The following is a 12,639-nucleotide window of genomic DNA, read 5'->3' as shown; positions in this document are numbered from 1 at the left end:
CGGCGGTGCGCACGTGCCCTGCCACCAGGCCGTCGACGGGTTCGCGGCATGGCCGGAAAGTGGGATCTGGTCATCCCGCGCCGTTCCCCACTACGGTCTCCCTACCGACGGGTAAGGGGAGTGGTCGCGGTGTCCGATCGTTCAGCGCCGACCGTTCCACCGTGCGGTGGCTCCGCCGGCGTCCCGGGTTCCGGCGCGCTCTCGGGTCTCGCGGAGATGGTGGCCGCCCTCAGCGAGGGCAGCGTCAGCGCACGGGAGTTGACCGAACGCTCACTGGAGCGGATCACGGCCGCCCAGCCCCGGCTCAACGCCTTCCGGACCGTGCGCGCCGAGGCGGCCCTCGCGGAGGCGGACGCCGCGGACCGGCGGCTCGCCGCGGGTGAGAGGCTGCCGCTGCTGGGCGTTCCGCTCGCCGTCAAGGACGACATGGACGTGACCGGGGAGCCGACCTCCTTCGGCTGCGCCGGCGACTTCCCCGCCAAGACCGCCGACTGCGAAGCCGTGCACAGGCTTCGGGCGGCCGGCGCGGTCATCGTCGGCAAGACGCAGACGCCGGAGCTGGGCCAGTGGCCGTTCACCGAGGGCGGGGCCTTCGGCGACACGCGCAATCCGTGGAATCCGGCCTACACGCCCGGCGGTTCCTCGGGCGGCTCGGCCGCCGCGGTGGCCGCGGGGCTGGTCCCGGCGGCGCTCGGCTCCGACGGCGCGGGCTCGGTCCGCATCCCCGCCGCGTGGACGCATCTGGTCGGCGTGAAACCGCAGCGCGGGCGCATCTCCACCTGGCCGGACCCGGAGTCCTTCCACGGGCTCACCGTCAACGGGGTCCTGGCCCGCACCGTCGCCGACGCGGCGCTGCTGCTGGACGCCGCCAGCGGCCAGCACCCCGCGGACCTGCACCGTCCGGCGCCCATCTCGGCGACCGAGGCGGTCCGCCGCGCGCCGCGCCGCCTGCGCATCGCGCTGTCGTTCGCGATGCCGTTCACGGCGACGCCCAAGTCCCTGGACCCCGAGGTCCGTTCGGCGGTGGAGCGGCTGGCCGGGCGACTGGAGTCGCTGGGCCACGAGGTGGTTCCCGAGGATCCCCGGTACGGCCCGATCGGCCTGGCCTTCGTGCCCCGGGCGACGAGCGGCGTACGGGACTGGGCGGCGCGGGTCCCGGAGCCCCGCCTGCTGGACCCCCGTACGCACGAGGCGGTCCGGACGGGCCGGATCCTGGGCGGCCTGGCGCTGCGGGCGGCCCGCCGGGCGGAGCCGGTCCTGCGCCGGCGGGTCGGGGAGCTGTTCGGCCGCTTCGACGTGGTCCTGACCCCGACGACGGCCACGGCGCCGCTTCGGATCGGGGCGCTGGCCGGCCTGGGTGCGATGGCCACGGACCGCGCGATGATCGCCGCGTGCCCCTACGCCTGGGCGTGGAACGTCCTGGGCTGGCCGGGTGTCAACGTCCCGGCCGGGTTCACACAGGACGGCCTGCCGATCGGGGCCCAACTGCTGGGCCCGGCGGACTCGGAACCCACCCTGCTGGCCCTCGCGGCGCAGGTGGAGGCGGTGGAGGGGTGGGACCGCAGGTGGCCCGGGCACGTCGAGGGCGGGTAGCCGCGGGCTTGCCCGGCCGTCCGCCCCCACCGGGCGTCGGCGGGCGGATCCCCGAGCCGTTAACCTCACCCGGATGACGGCTCTCTCCCCCCGCGGCGACCACCCCGCCGACCAGCCCGGCCGCGACGGCCGCACCGCCACCACCGAGGCCGATCCGCGGGCCATCGGGCCCGTACGGACCTCTTACGCGCCCGACCCGGACGGCGATCCGGATCCCGGCGAGATCGTCTGGACGTGGGTGCCGTACGAGGAGAACGACGGCCGCGGCAAAGACCGCCCGGTACTGGTCGTGGCCCGGGAGCCGGGCGGGCGCACGCTGCTCGCGGTGCAGTTGTCCAGCAAGCGGCACGACCGGGACCGGGAGTGGGTGCCCATCGGCACCGGCCCGTGGGACGGCGCGGGGCGGGAGTCCTGGGTGGACGTCGACCGGGTCCTGCGGGTGCACGAGGGGGGCATGCGGCGCGAGGCCTGCGCGCTGGACCGCGGCCGCTTCCAGCTGGTGATCGGCCGCTTGCGCGAGCGCTACGGCTGGCATTAGGACCTAGGGCCTGCCCTTCCGCCCCGGCCCGGGCCCGGCGGAGCCGTGCGAGGGAGCCGGGCCGTGCGCGACTACGGGCAGGCGGAGCCGTGCTCTCCGGCGGCCGTCCCGAAGGCCCGCTCGAACGCCTCCCGGGTGTCGGGCTTCCGGTCCAGGATCCCGAACACCACCCGGTCGAACACCCCTGCGAAGCGCCCGTGCAGCAGGCCGCGGAAAGCCTCCGCCACCACCGCCGGGTCGTGTCGGAACACCCCGCACCCCCACGCGCCGAGCACCAGCCCCCGGTAGCGGTGCAGCGCGGCCACCTCCAGGACGAGCCCGGCCCGCCGGACCACGGCCGCGGGGATCTCGGCGGCCCGCTCCGGCTCCTGGCGGCGGATCGTTCCGGCGTTCGGCGCGGGCGAGGTCAGGAAGCCGACCCGGAACGGATCCTCCGACAGCACGCCCCGGTCGTCGCGGAAGACCGGGACCCCGGGCGAGTGAATCACCCGGTCGGTGTAGAAGGTGCTGCGCTCCGCCCGATGGACCTCGTAGTACTCCGGCGCCTCCAGCAAGGTCTCGTACACGGCCGAGGCGCGGCACAGGGCCTCCTCCTGGGCCTTGGCGCCGCGGAGGTAACCGCCCCCGGGATTGCGGGCCGAAGCGAAGTTCAGCACGGCCACCGGGGCGCAGCTCGCCGCGAGCCTGCGGGCCGCGGCCGTACTGCTCTCGCCGGTGACCTCGATGGCGCTGGTGGCCCCGGCGATCCTCCCGCGCCCGACACCGGCGATCACTTCGCCTGGAATGGCCGGGTTTGGTCCATATATTCTGGTTCCGGCCTTGGCTTCCGCCAGGGCGGCGGCAAGGTCGACCCACCGTCCCGACCGCGTCCGGTACCCGCCGGCCGCCACGATCTGCGCGTTCTCCCGCGCCGTCTCACGCAGTCTGCTGCTCACACCCGCATCCTGCGTGCCGAAGGCCCTACGGGTAAAAGGATTTTGCGCCGGCAGGAGGGGTAGGCACGGGTGATGTCACGACCGGCATCGCGACGGATGACTGCAGAAGAGGACCCGGTGTCATGCCCCAGAGCCCACCCGCTCCCCCACCCGATCCGCTCTCGGAGAGCCAGGCCGAGGACCTCGTCCACGGCATCTGTTTCAAGACCGGTCCGCCCCGCATCCTCGGCGCCGAGCTCGAATGGCTCGTGCTGGACGCCGAACGGCCGGACCGGCCGGTGTCACCCGAGCGGCTGCGGGCCGCGCACACCGCCGCGGGCGCCCTCCCCCTGACCTCGCGGGTGACCGTCGAGCCCGGCGGCCAGCTGGAGCTCAGCTCGGCCCCGGCGACCTCCCTCAGCGGTTGCGTGGACGCCCTCCAGGCCGACCTCACCGCCGTACGGGCCGCCCTCGCCGCCCAGGGCCTGCTCCTGGAGGGCCACGGCCACGATCCGCGCGTTCCCCACCGCCGGCTGCTGACCAGCCCGCGCTACGACGCGATGGAGACCTACTTCGACCGCACCGGCCCCGCCGGCCGCACCATGATGTGCGCCTCCGCCTCCGTGCAGGTCTGCGTCGACGCGGGGTACGAAGAGCCCGGCGTGCTCGGCCACAGCCGGCGCTGGCGACTCGCGCACCTGCTCGGCGCCGTCCTGGTGGCCGCTTTTGCCAACTCCCCCGCCCGCGACGGACCTTACGCCGGCTGGCGGTGCGCCCGGCAGGGCAACTGGGCGGACATCGACGGCCGTCGCTCGCTCGCCCCGCCGCTGGACGGCCCGCCGCGCACCGGCTGGACCCGGCAGGCCCTGGACACCGAGGTGATGTGCGTGCGCTCCCTCGGCGGCGAGCCGTGGGCGGTGCCGCGCGGCATGACCTTCCGCGACTGGACGCGCACCGGAGGGGACCCGGTCCACCCCGGGCTGCGGCCGCCCACCGCGGAGGACCTGGAGTACCACCTGACCACGCTCTTCCCCCCGGTGCGGCCGCGCGGACACCTGGAACTGCGGATGATCGACGCGCAGCCCGGCGACGACGGCTGGCTGGTCCCGGTGGCCGTCGTGCACGCGCTCTTCGACGATCCCGAGGCGGCGGAGACCGCGTACCGGGTGACCAAGGCACTCGCCGACACCTACGGCTCCGAGCCCGCGCCCCGCAATCCGCTGTGGCGGTCGGCCGCCCGGCGCGGATTGGCCGATCCGGAACTGCGGGCCGCCGCCAAGGCGTGCTTCCGGGCCGCCGCCGAGGCGCTCCCCCGGCTCGGGGCGAGCGACCACGTCCGGGGGACGGTCGCCGCCTTCACCGAGCGCTTCGTCCTGCGCGGCCGCTGCCCGGCCGACGACGCCCCCCAGCCGCCGACCGCCGCCGACGCCCCGGCCACCGGGAAGGGAACCCGCCGATGACCACCGCACCCGACCCCGGCCTGCGGGAGCGGGCGGCCGCCGCGCTGACCGCCGCACGGGCCCGCACGGCCGCGCTCACCGACCCGGTGACCGACCACGACCTGACCGCTCAGCACTCGCCCCTGATGTCCCCGCTCGTCTGGGACCTCGCGCACATCGGCAACCAGGAGGAGCTGTGGCTGCTCGGCCGTGTCGCCGGACGCGCGTCGATGCACCCCGAGATCGATCCCCTGTACGACGCGTTCGAGCACCCGCGCTCCGAACGGCCGCGGTTGCCGCTGCTCCCGCCGGCCGAAGCGCGGCGGTACGCGGCCGAGGTGCGCAGCCGGGTCTTCGACCTGCTGGAGAGCATCCCGCTGGAGGGCAGCGCGCTGCTCGACGACGGCTTCGCCTTCGGGATGATCGCCCAGCACGAGCAGCAGCACGACGAGACCATGCTGATCACCCATCAGCTCCGTCGAGGCGCGGCGGTGCTGACCGCCCCGGAGCCCGACGCCCCGTACGAAGCGCCCGGAGAGGCCGAAGTTCTCGTGCCGGCCGGTCCGTTCACCATGGGCACCTCGACCGAACCGTGGTCGCTGGACAACGAGCGGCCCGCGCACACCCGTGACACGGCTGCGTTCTGGATCGACACCGTGCCGGTGACGAACGCGGCGTACCAGGAGTTCATCGCGGACGGCGGCTACCGCGAGCCGCGCTGGTGGGCCGCGGCCGGCTGGGACCAGATCCGCGAACACGGCATCGGGGCACCCCTGTTCTGGCGCCGGGAGGCCGGCCAGTGGCTGCGCCGCCGGTTCGGGGTGACCGAGCCGGTGCCCGCCGAGGAGCCGGTGCTGCACGTCAGCTGGTACGAGGCGGACGCCTACGCCCGCTGGGCGGGGCGCAGGCTGCCCACCGAGACCGAGTGGGAGAAGGCCGCCCGGCACGATCCGGCCACCGGGCGCTCCCGGCGCTACCCGTGGGGCGACTCGGATCCTGGTCCGGCCCACGCCAACCTCGGCCAGCGCCACCTGCGTCCGGCCCGCGTCGGCAGCTATCCCGCCGGGGCGTCGCCCCTCGGGGTGCGCCAGCTCATCGGCGACGTGTGGGAGTGGACGGCGTCCGACTTCCTGCCGTACCCGGGGTTCCGGGCCTTCCCCTACCGCGAGTACTCGGAAGTCTTCTTCGGCCCCGAGCACAAGGTGCTGCGCGGCGGCTCCTTCGCGGTGGACCCGGTCGCCTGCCGGGGTACCTTCCGCAACTGGGACCTGCCGGTACGCCGTCAGATCTTCTCGGGCTTCCGCACCGCGAGGGACGCCTGATGTGCCGTCATCTCGCCTATCTCGGACCTACGGTGGCGCTGGGCCGGCTGCTGACCGACCCGGAGCACTCACTGGTGCGCCAGTCCTGGGAACCGCGCCGCCAGCGCAGCGGCACCGTCAACGCCGACGGCTTCGGCGTCGGCTGGTACGCGGGGGGCGATCCGGTCCCCGCGCGCTACCGCCGCGCCGGGCCGATCTGGTCCGACCTGACCTTCGCCGACCTCGCCCGCGTGGTGCGCAGCGGGGCCGCGCTGGCCGCCGTGCGCGACGCCACCCGGCCCGGGGCGGACGGGGAGGCCGCGGCGGCCCCGTTCGCGGAGGGCCCCTGGCTGTTCAGCCACAACGGCGCGATACGGAACTGGCCGGAAGCGGTGGCTCCGCTGGCGCTCGGCCTGCCGCCCGCGGAGCTGCTCCGTCTCGCCTCGCGCACGGATTCGGCGCTGCTCTGGGCCCTGGTCCTGCACCGGCTGCGGACCGGGGCGGCGCTCGGCGCGGCGCTGGCCGGGGCGGTCTCGGAGGCGGCCGCGGCCGCTCCCGGTTCACGGCTGAACCTGCTGCTGACGGACGGCGCGACCATCGCGGCGACGGCCTGGGGCGATTCGCTGTGGTATCTGGCCGATCCGGAGACCGAGCGCATGGTGGTGGCCTCCGAGCCCTACGACGAGAACACCCGCTGGTGCGAGGTGCCCGACCGGACACTGCTGACCGCCACCCGTACCCGGGTCGAGCTGACCCCCCTCGAGGACACCCCGCAGGGGGAGAAGGAGCGACCGTGACCGACTACCAGATGACCCGGACCCTCGACGAGCACGCCGCGGAGACGGCGCTGCGCGCGGACGTGCTGCACGGGCTGACGCGGACACCGAAGGTGCTGCCGCCGAAGTGGTTCTACGACGCCCGCGGCAGTGAACTCTTCGAGGACATCACCCGGTTGCCCGAGTACTACCCGACGCGCGCCGAGCGGGAGATCCTGCTGGAGCGGGCACAGGAGATCGCCACGCTGAGCGGGGCGCGGACCTTGGTGGAGCTGGGATCCGGTTCCTCGGAGAAGACCCGGCACCTGATCGAGGCGATGCCCGCCCTGGACACCTACATCCCGGTGGACGTGAGCGAGAGCGCCCTGGAGGGTGCGGCGCGGTCGCTGCTGGCGGCGCATCCGGGGCTGCGGGTGCACGCCCTGCTCGCCGACTTCACCCGGGCGCTGCGGCTGCCGCCCTCCCCCGGGCCCCGGCTGGTGGTGTTCCTGGGCGGCACGATCGGGAACCTGCTGCCGCCGGAGCGGGCGGAGTTCCTCGACTCCGTGCGGGCGATGCTCTCGCCCGGCGACATGCTGCTGGTCGGCACGGACCTGGTCAAGGACGAGGCCGTGCTGGTGGCGGCGTACGACGACGCCCAGGGTGTGACGGCGGAGTTCAACCGGAACGTGCTGACCGTGATCAACAGGGAGTTGGCGGCGGACTTCCCCACCGCCGACTTCAGCCACGTGGCGGTGTGGAACCGGGAGCGGGAGTGGATCGAGATGCGGCTGCGGGCGGGTAAGGAGCTGCTGGTGAAGATCCGCGCACTGGACCTGGAGGTGCCGTTCGCGGAGGGTGAGGAGATCCTGACGGAGGTGTCCGCGAAGTTCCGTCAGGAGGGGGTCCGCGGGGAACTGGCCTCGGCCGGCCTGGAGCTGGTCCAGTGGTGGACGGACGCCGCGGGCCGCTTCGCCCTGTCCCTGTCGGTCGCCGAGGGCCCGGAGCGCTGAGCGGGGAGGCCGGGAAGGGCTGAGGCGGTGGTGACCGCCGCCTGAGCCACGGCCGCGAGGTCCCGCCGGTGCGCGTGCCGGCCCGGCGGGATCCGCGGCAGCAGCGTGACCTCGGCCCGCACCCCGCGGGTCCGGGCGATCCGCCACAGCGAGGCGGTCAGGGGATCGTCCCCGACGAAGGCCGGCTCACCGGCGGGCTCCCCGTCACACCGCAGGTAGGCGAGCCGGACCGGCTGTACGGGGACCCGCGCGTCCAGCGCCGACTGGAAGACCGCCCTGCGGAAGAAGCCCTGGGCGCGCCCGCACCAGGTGGAGCCCTCGGGGAAGACCGCCACCCGATCGCCGTCGAGCAGCGCGCGGGTGAGGGTCTCGACGGTGGCGGGCAGGGCGCGGATCCGTTCGCGTTCGATGAACAGGGTGCCGGCCCGGCCGGCGAGACGGCCGAGGACCGGCCAGGCCCGGATGTCGCTCTTGGCGAGCATCCGGCACGGCAGGACGGCGGCGACGAGCGGGACGTCCAGCCAGGAGATGTGGTTGGCGACGATCAGGTGGCCGCCGTCCGGGCCCGGCCTGCCGCGCACGGTGATCCGCATGCCGAGCGCCCCGACCAGCGCGGCCGACCAGGCCCGCACCGCGGCGTGCCGGGACCGGGCCGGGAGCATCCGTACCGGCGGGGCGCCGAGGACGCCGGCGAGGAGCAGCAGGAGGGCGGCGGCGAGCCGGAGCACCGCCAGCGGAATGCTCGCCGTGCGCCCCGCGTGGCCGGCGCACGCCTTCGGGGTGCAGGGTGAGGTGGGCATCCAGACGCTCATGCGCCCGGGGCGAGCGAGAGGAAGTGCCGGAGGTAGCGCGGGTCGGTGCGGCGCAGGGAGAGCAGCACGTAGAGGTCGGCGCAGCCGAACGCGATGTCGAGGGCGGGCTCTCCGCAGACCCAGGCGCCCAGTCGCAGGTAGCCGCGCAGCAGCGGCGGCAGTTCGGTACGGGCGGGGAAGGCGATGCCCTCGGGGCTCCAGGGGCGGTGGGGGGTGACCCGGTACTCCTCGGGCGCGCGGGCGCGGGTCAGTGCGGCCTCGCGGGTGGCCGCGGCCAGTACCCCGCCGTCGCCGAGCGGTATCGAGCAGCAGCCGGCGAGCCAGTTGTGCCCGGAGCGGTCCATGTAGCGGGCGAGGCCGGCCCAGATCAGCGCGATGACGGCTCCGTTGCGGTGGTCTGGGTGGACGCAGGAGCGGCCGACCTCCACCAGGTCCGGGCGGATGGGGGCGAGGGCGGAGAGGTCGAACTCGCCCTCGGAGTAGAGGCGTCCGGCGACGGCGGCACGTTCGGGGGGAAGCAGCCGGTAGGTGCCGACGATCTGCCCGGTCTCCTCGTCGAGGACCAGGAGGTGGTCGCAGTACGCGTCGAAGGCGTCGATGTCGAGGCCGGGTTCGGGCCCTTCCAGGCGGGCGCCGAACTCGCCGGCGAAGACCTGGTGGCGCAGTCGCTGGGCGGCGCGCACCTCGGCCTCGTCCCGGGCGAGGCGTACGGCGTAGCGGGGGCCCGCGGCCGCGGTCAGGGCGGGGGTGGTCGCGGCGGGGGCCGGGGCGGGGGCGAGCGGGGAGGGGGACGGGGACAGGGGTGCGATGGTCACGGCGGCTCCTGATCCGGGCGCGGAGGGCCGGGCCGGCAGGTGCGCGGCCCGGCTCCTCTACTTCTTCCGTGACCGGCTGGATTCGACATGACCGCTCAACGGCACGCGGATGTGCGGACGCTGAACTCGCCGGTGGCGCCGAGGGAGCGGGACGGCGAGGGGCGCGGCGGCCCCGGGGCGGTGCGTCGACGGCTCCCGGGGGATCAGCGGTCGGCGCTGAGGACGGTGCTGATGGTCGCGGAGGCCGTCCGCGCGGCCTCCTTGGGGTCCTGCCCGTTCAGGACGGCCGTCATGAAGGGCTTGATGGGGTTGTCCGCCTCGACCTCCGCCCAGCGGGCCGACTTGGGGGTGGCTCTGCCCTGGGCGGCCCCGACGGCCATGGCGGCGACGCCCTCATTGCCCTCGACCAGGTGCGCGAGGGTGGTCTTGTTCGGTACGTAGCTCATGTTGCGGGCCAGTTCGGTCTGCCATCTCTCGCTGACCAGCGCCGTGATGACGTCGACCGCCTCCTTCCGGTGTCCCGTGCGCTCCGGGATGATCAGGTCCGATCCGCCGGTGAACACGGCGCCGGCCTTGTCGGAGGTCTTGCCGGGTATCGGGAAGTAGCCGAGCTTGCCCTTGAGCGCGGGGTTGGCGGCCTCGATCGCCGCGGCCTGACCGGGCGGGGCGATGATCTGGGCGATCCGGCCCCGGGCGAAGACCTCCGACTGCGGGGGCGTCTCCTCGTCCGCGTCCTTGGGGCCGTCGCCGAGTGCCTGGAGCTGCTTGTAGAACTCCATGCCGGCCAGAGCCTTCTCGTCGTCGAGGCTGCCGACCCACTTGCCGCTGGCCTCGACCGCGAGTTCACCGCCCTCGTCCCAGATGAAGCCGGCCAGGACGTACCAGTTCTGTCCGGCCAGGTAGATGCCCTGCTGGTCGGCGCGGTCGAGTCTCTGGGTGGTCTGGATCCACTCCGCGCGGTTCTTCGGGGTGCCCTTGATCCCGGCGTTCGCGAAGAGGTCCTTGTTGTAGATCACCACCCGGTTCGCGGCGTACCAGGGCACCCCGTACTGGGCGCCGTTGACGCTTCCCGGTTCGGACAGGCCCCGGAGCCAGTCCTTGCTGCCCCATGAGCGCAGCCCTTCGAGGGTGAGCTCCTCGATGCCGCCGGTCTCGACGTACTGCGCGACCTGGGTGTTGCCGACCTCGATGACGTCGGCGCTCTCCTTGCTCCTGCCCTCCAGCACGGCGTTGACCTTCTCGCCGATGCCCGTCCACTCCTGGATCCTGACGTCCAGGTCGACCCCGGGGTGCTCCTGTTCGAAGGAGGCGGTGAACCTGCCGATGAAGTCCTCGGAGGCGCTGCCCTTCATCAGCCAGAGGGTCACCTTCCGCGAGCCTCCCACCGGGTCACCCGATTGGCCGCATCCCGTCAGGGCGGTCGCGGCGGCGAGGGCGGTACAGAGGGCAAGCAAGCGCATCTTCACGAAAGGTCACCTTCTGGGGACGGATCTCGGATGGCTTGAAATTGGCATAGACCAATGGGCGGGTCAAGGGCATTTCGCTCAGGACTGTTCACTCAAAGTTCGCGAAGCCGGACTTACTGGGGCACCGTAGGACGAGGCAAAAGCCACCCAGCGTCCGGGAGACCCCATGTCCAACCACACGTACCGGGTGACCGAAATCGTCGGCACCTCCCACGAGGGCATCGATCAGGCCATCCGCAACGGGATCGCCCGTGCGGGCCAGACCGTGCGCAACCTCGACTGGTTCGAAGTCGTCCAGGTGCGCGGCCACATCGAGAACGGAGCCATCGCCCACTACCAGGTGGGGCTCAAGGTCGGCTTCCGCCTCGACGGCGAGGACTGATCCCCGCACCCCGTGCTCAGGTCCGCCCCTCACCCTCCTGGGCGGACTTGAGCTCCGGGGCCTCCGCCGCCCAGTCCGCCAGCACGACCCGGAATCCGGCGGCGCGGGCGGCCTGGCAGACGAGCTCGTCGTCGTCCACGAGCACGCGCACCTCGCGACCCCGGGCGATCCGCTTCAGCGCCTCCAGCTTGGTCGTCCGGGCCGGACGCCGGTCCTGGTTCCCCCGCATCCACACCCGCCCCTCGGGCAGGCCGTGCCGGGTGAGCCAGTCCACCGTGTCCGCCCGGCACCGCTCCGGGCGCCCGGTCAGGTAGACCACCTCGCAGTCGGCCGCGCTCTCCACCGCCATGGCCACCCCGCGCGCCATCGGCGGGTCGGCCGGCGCCGCGCCGAAGAAGCCCGTCCAGTCGCGGGGGCGGCGCTCGAGGAAGTGCTGGCGGTGGGCGGTGTCCGCCAGGGTGTTGTCGATGTCGAAGACGGCCAGCGCCCTGCGCGTGTTCTCGGTCATCCCGCAACCCTAGGGAATCCACCGGCGCCCTCGGTGTTGAGACCTGTGTGATCCGAAAACTCTCCCTCCTCGACCGCTCGCGCACCCGCGAGGGCCACCCGGCCGCCGAGGCCCTGCGGGACACCGTGCACCTCGCCCGGACGGCCGAGCAGCTCGGCTACCACCGCTTCTGGGTCTCGGAGCACCACAGCGTGCCCGGCGTCGCGGGATCCGCGCCGACCGTGCTGGCCGCGGCCGTGGCGGCGGCCACCCGGCGGATCCGCGTCGGCACGGGCGGGGTCATGCTGCCCAACCACCAGCCCCTGGTGGTCGCGGAGCAGTTCGGCGTTCTGGAGGCGCTCTTCCCGGGCCGCATCGACATGGGACTGGGCCGTTCGGTCGGCTTCACCGGCGGCATCCGGCGGGCGCTGGGGCGCGACACCGGGGACGCCGACCGGTTCGAGGAGCAGCTGGCCGAGCTGCTGGGCTGGCTCGACGGCACCCAGCGCGCCCATCCGCAGGTGCACGCCCGCCCGGCCGAGGGCCTGCGCATCCCGGCGTACGTGCTGGCCACGGGCGAGGGCGCCGGGATCGCCGCCCGGGCGGGCCTGCCGCTGGTGGTGGGCGACCTGCGGACGCGCGGACGGGTGCTGGACGTGGTGGCGGCCTACCGCAGGGAGTTCCGCCCCTCGGCGTGGGGCGCGCAGCCGTACGTGGTGGTCTCCGGGACGGTGGCGGTGGCCGCCACCACCGAGGAGGCCCGGCGGATCCTCCTCCCCGAGGCCTGGGCCGTCGCCCACTCCCGCACCCGGGGCAGCTTCCCCCCGCTGCGGCCGGCCGAGGAGGTCGAGGCCCTGGCGATGACCCCGAAGGAGCGGGAGCTGTACGAGGGCGCCCTCGCCGGGCACGTGCACGGGACGGAGGAGCAGGTCGCGGCGCAGCTCGCCGAGGCGGCCGAGCTGACCGGAGCGGACGAGCTGCTGGTCACCACCTCCACCTACGACCGGGCGGCGCTGCTGGACTCCCACCGCAGGCTGGCCCGGATCGCGGGCTTGCCGGCCACCGCCGAGGGCTCCTGAGGCACGTGGGCCGTGCGGACCCCGTGCGTGGTGCGGGCCTAAAAT

The 12,639-nt window shown here is 74.1% G+C and carries 13 protein-coding genes; 8 read left to right on the top strand and 5 right to left on the bottom strand.

The window, feature by feature from the left end:
* Positions 1-216 precede the first annotated feature (216 nt).
* Together AC07FY_RS05490 and AC07FY_RS05485 are read left to right on the top strand one after the other, a co-directional pair.
* The gene (locus tag AC07FY_RS05490) at positions 217-1,593 is read left to right on the top strand and encodes an amidase (RefSeq protein WP_479001591.1); all 1,377 of its coding nucleotides are present in this window, start codon (positions 217-219) and stop codon (positions 1,591-1,593) included.
* Between the two features lie 73 nt (positions 1,594-1,666).
* Positions 1,667-2,131 (top strand): type II toxin-antitoxin system PemK/MazF family toxin, encoded by a 465-nt coding sequence (locus AC07FY_RS05485; protein ID WP_479000761.1) that lies wholly within the window; start codon positions 1,667-1,669, stop codon positions 2,129-2,131.
* Between the two features lie 71 nt (positions 2,132-2,202).
* On the opposite strand, the gene AC07FY_RS05480 is transcribed toward AC07FY_RS05485, so the two are convergent.
* Positions 2,203-3,066 carry a TIGR02452 family protein gene (locus tag AC07FY_RS05480; protein ID WP_479000758.1) on the bottom strand — a complete coding sequence of 288 codons (864 nt, stop codon included), beginning with the start codon at positions 3,064-3,066 and terminating at the stop codon, positions 2,203-2,205.
* A 122-nt stretch (positions 3,067-3,188) separates the two neighbouring features.
* On the opposite strand from AC07FY_RS05480, the gene egtA reads away from it, so the two are divergent.
* The 4 genes from egtA to egtD are packed head-to-tail and all read left to right on the top strand — an operon-like array spanning position 3,189 to position 7,553.
* Positions 3,189-4,505: an ergothioneine biosynthesis glutamate--cysteine ligase EgtA gene (egtA, locus tag AC07FY_RS05475; RefSeq protein ID WP_479000755.1), complete on the top strand. Its 1,317-nt coding sequence runs from the start codon at positions 3,189-3,191 to the stop codon at positions 4,503-4,505.
* Entirely contained in the window at positions 4,502-5,806 is a 1,305-nt protein-coding gene (gene egtB / locus AC07FY_RS05470; RefSeq protein ID WP_479000753.1) for an ergothioneine biosynthesis protein EgtB, read from the top strand. Before egtA ends, egtB begins: the two co-directional genes overlap by 4 nt.
* Complete coding sequence (gene egtC, locus AC07FY_RS05465) at positions 5,806-6,582, top strand: ergothioneine biosynthesis protein EgtC (protein ID WP_479000752.1); 777 nt, start codon at positions 5,806-5,808, stop codon at positions 6,580-6,582. The genes egtB and egtC overlap by 1 nt, the downstream gene beginning before the upstream one ends.
* 11 nt (positions 6,583-6,593) lie before the next feature.
* Entirely contained in the window at positions 6,594-7,553 is a 960-nt protein-coding gene (gene egtD, locus AC07FY_RS05460; RefSeq protein ID WP_479001588.1) for an L-histidine N(alpha)-methyltransferase, read from the top strand.
* Here egtD and AC07FY_RS05455 read toward each other — a convergent pair.
* The 3 genes from AC07FY_RS05455 to AC07FY_RS05445 form a co-directional block, all read right to left on the bottom strand.
* Entirely contained in the window at positions 7,436-8,365 is a 930-nt protein-coding gene (locus AC07FY_RS05455; RefSeq protein ID WP_479000749.1) for a lysophospholipid acyltransferase family protein, read from the bottom strand. The genes egtD and AC07FY_RS05455 overlap by 118 nt on opposite strands.
* Positions 8,362-9,105: a GNAT family N-acetyltransferase gene (locus AC07FY_RS05450; RefSeq protein WP_479001585.1), complete on the bottom strand. Its 744-nt coding sequence runs from the start codon at positions 9,103-9,105 to the stop codon at positions 8,362-8,364. The genes AC07FY_RS05455 and AC07FY_RS05450 overlap by 4 nt, the downstream gene beginning before the upstream one ends.
* 278 nt (positions 9,106-9,383) lie before the next feature.
* Positions 9,384-10,646 (bottom strand): extracellular solute-binding protein, encoded by a 1,263-nt coding sequence (locus tag AC07FY_RS05445; protein WP_479000746.1) that lies wholly within the window; start codon positions 10,644-10,646, stop codon positions 9,384-9,386.
* A 166-nt stretch (positions 10,647-10,812) separates the two neighbouring features.
* Here AC07FY_RS05445 and AC07FY_RS05440 point away from each other — a divergent pair, with 166 nt between their 5' ends.
* A complete protein-coding gene (locus tag AC07FY_RS05440; RefSeq protein ID WP_382648100.1) occupies positions 10,813-11,028 on the top strand; it encodes a dodecin in 216 nt (71 codons plus the stop codon).
* A 16-nt stretch (positions 11,029-11,044) separates the two neighbouring features.
* On the opposite strand, the gene AC07FY_RS05435 is transcribed toward AC07FY_RS05440, so the two are convergent.
* The gene (locus tag AC07FY_RS05435; RefSeq protein WP_479000742.1) at positions 11,045-11,536 is read right to left on the bottom strand and encodes a phosphatase domain-containing protein; all 492 of its coding nucleotides are present in this window, start codon (positions 11,534-11,536) and stop codon (positions 11,045-11,047) included.
* Positions 11,537-11,583: 47 nt separating this feature from the next.
* Here AC07FY_RS05435 and AC07FY_RS05430 point away from each other — a divergent pair, with 47 nt between their 5' ends.
* A complete protein-coding gene (locus AC07FY_RS05430) occupies positions 11,584-12,594 on the top strand; it encodes an MsnO8 family LLM class oxidoreductase (protein WP_479000739.1) in 1,011 nt (336 codons plus the stop codon).
* Positions 12,595-12,639 lie beyond the last annotated feature (45 nt).

Source organism: Streptomyces sp. NPDC045967 (assembly GCF_056430495.1).
The sequence above is the reverse complement of the archived record's forward strand: the minus strand, read 5'-3'. Positions and strand labels throughout refer to the sequence as shown.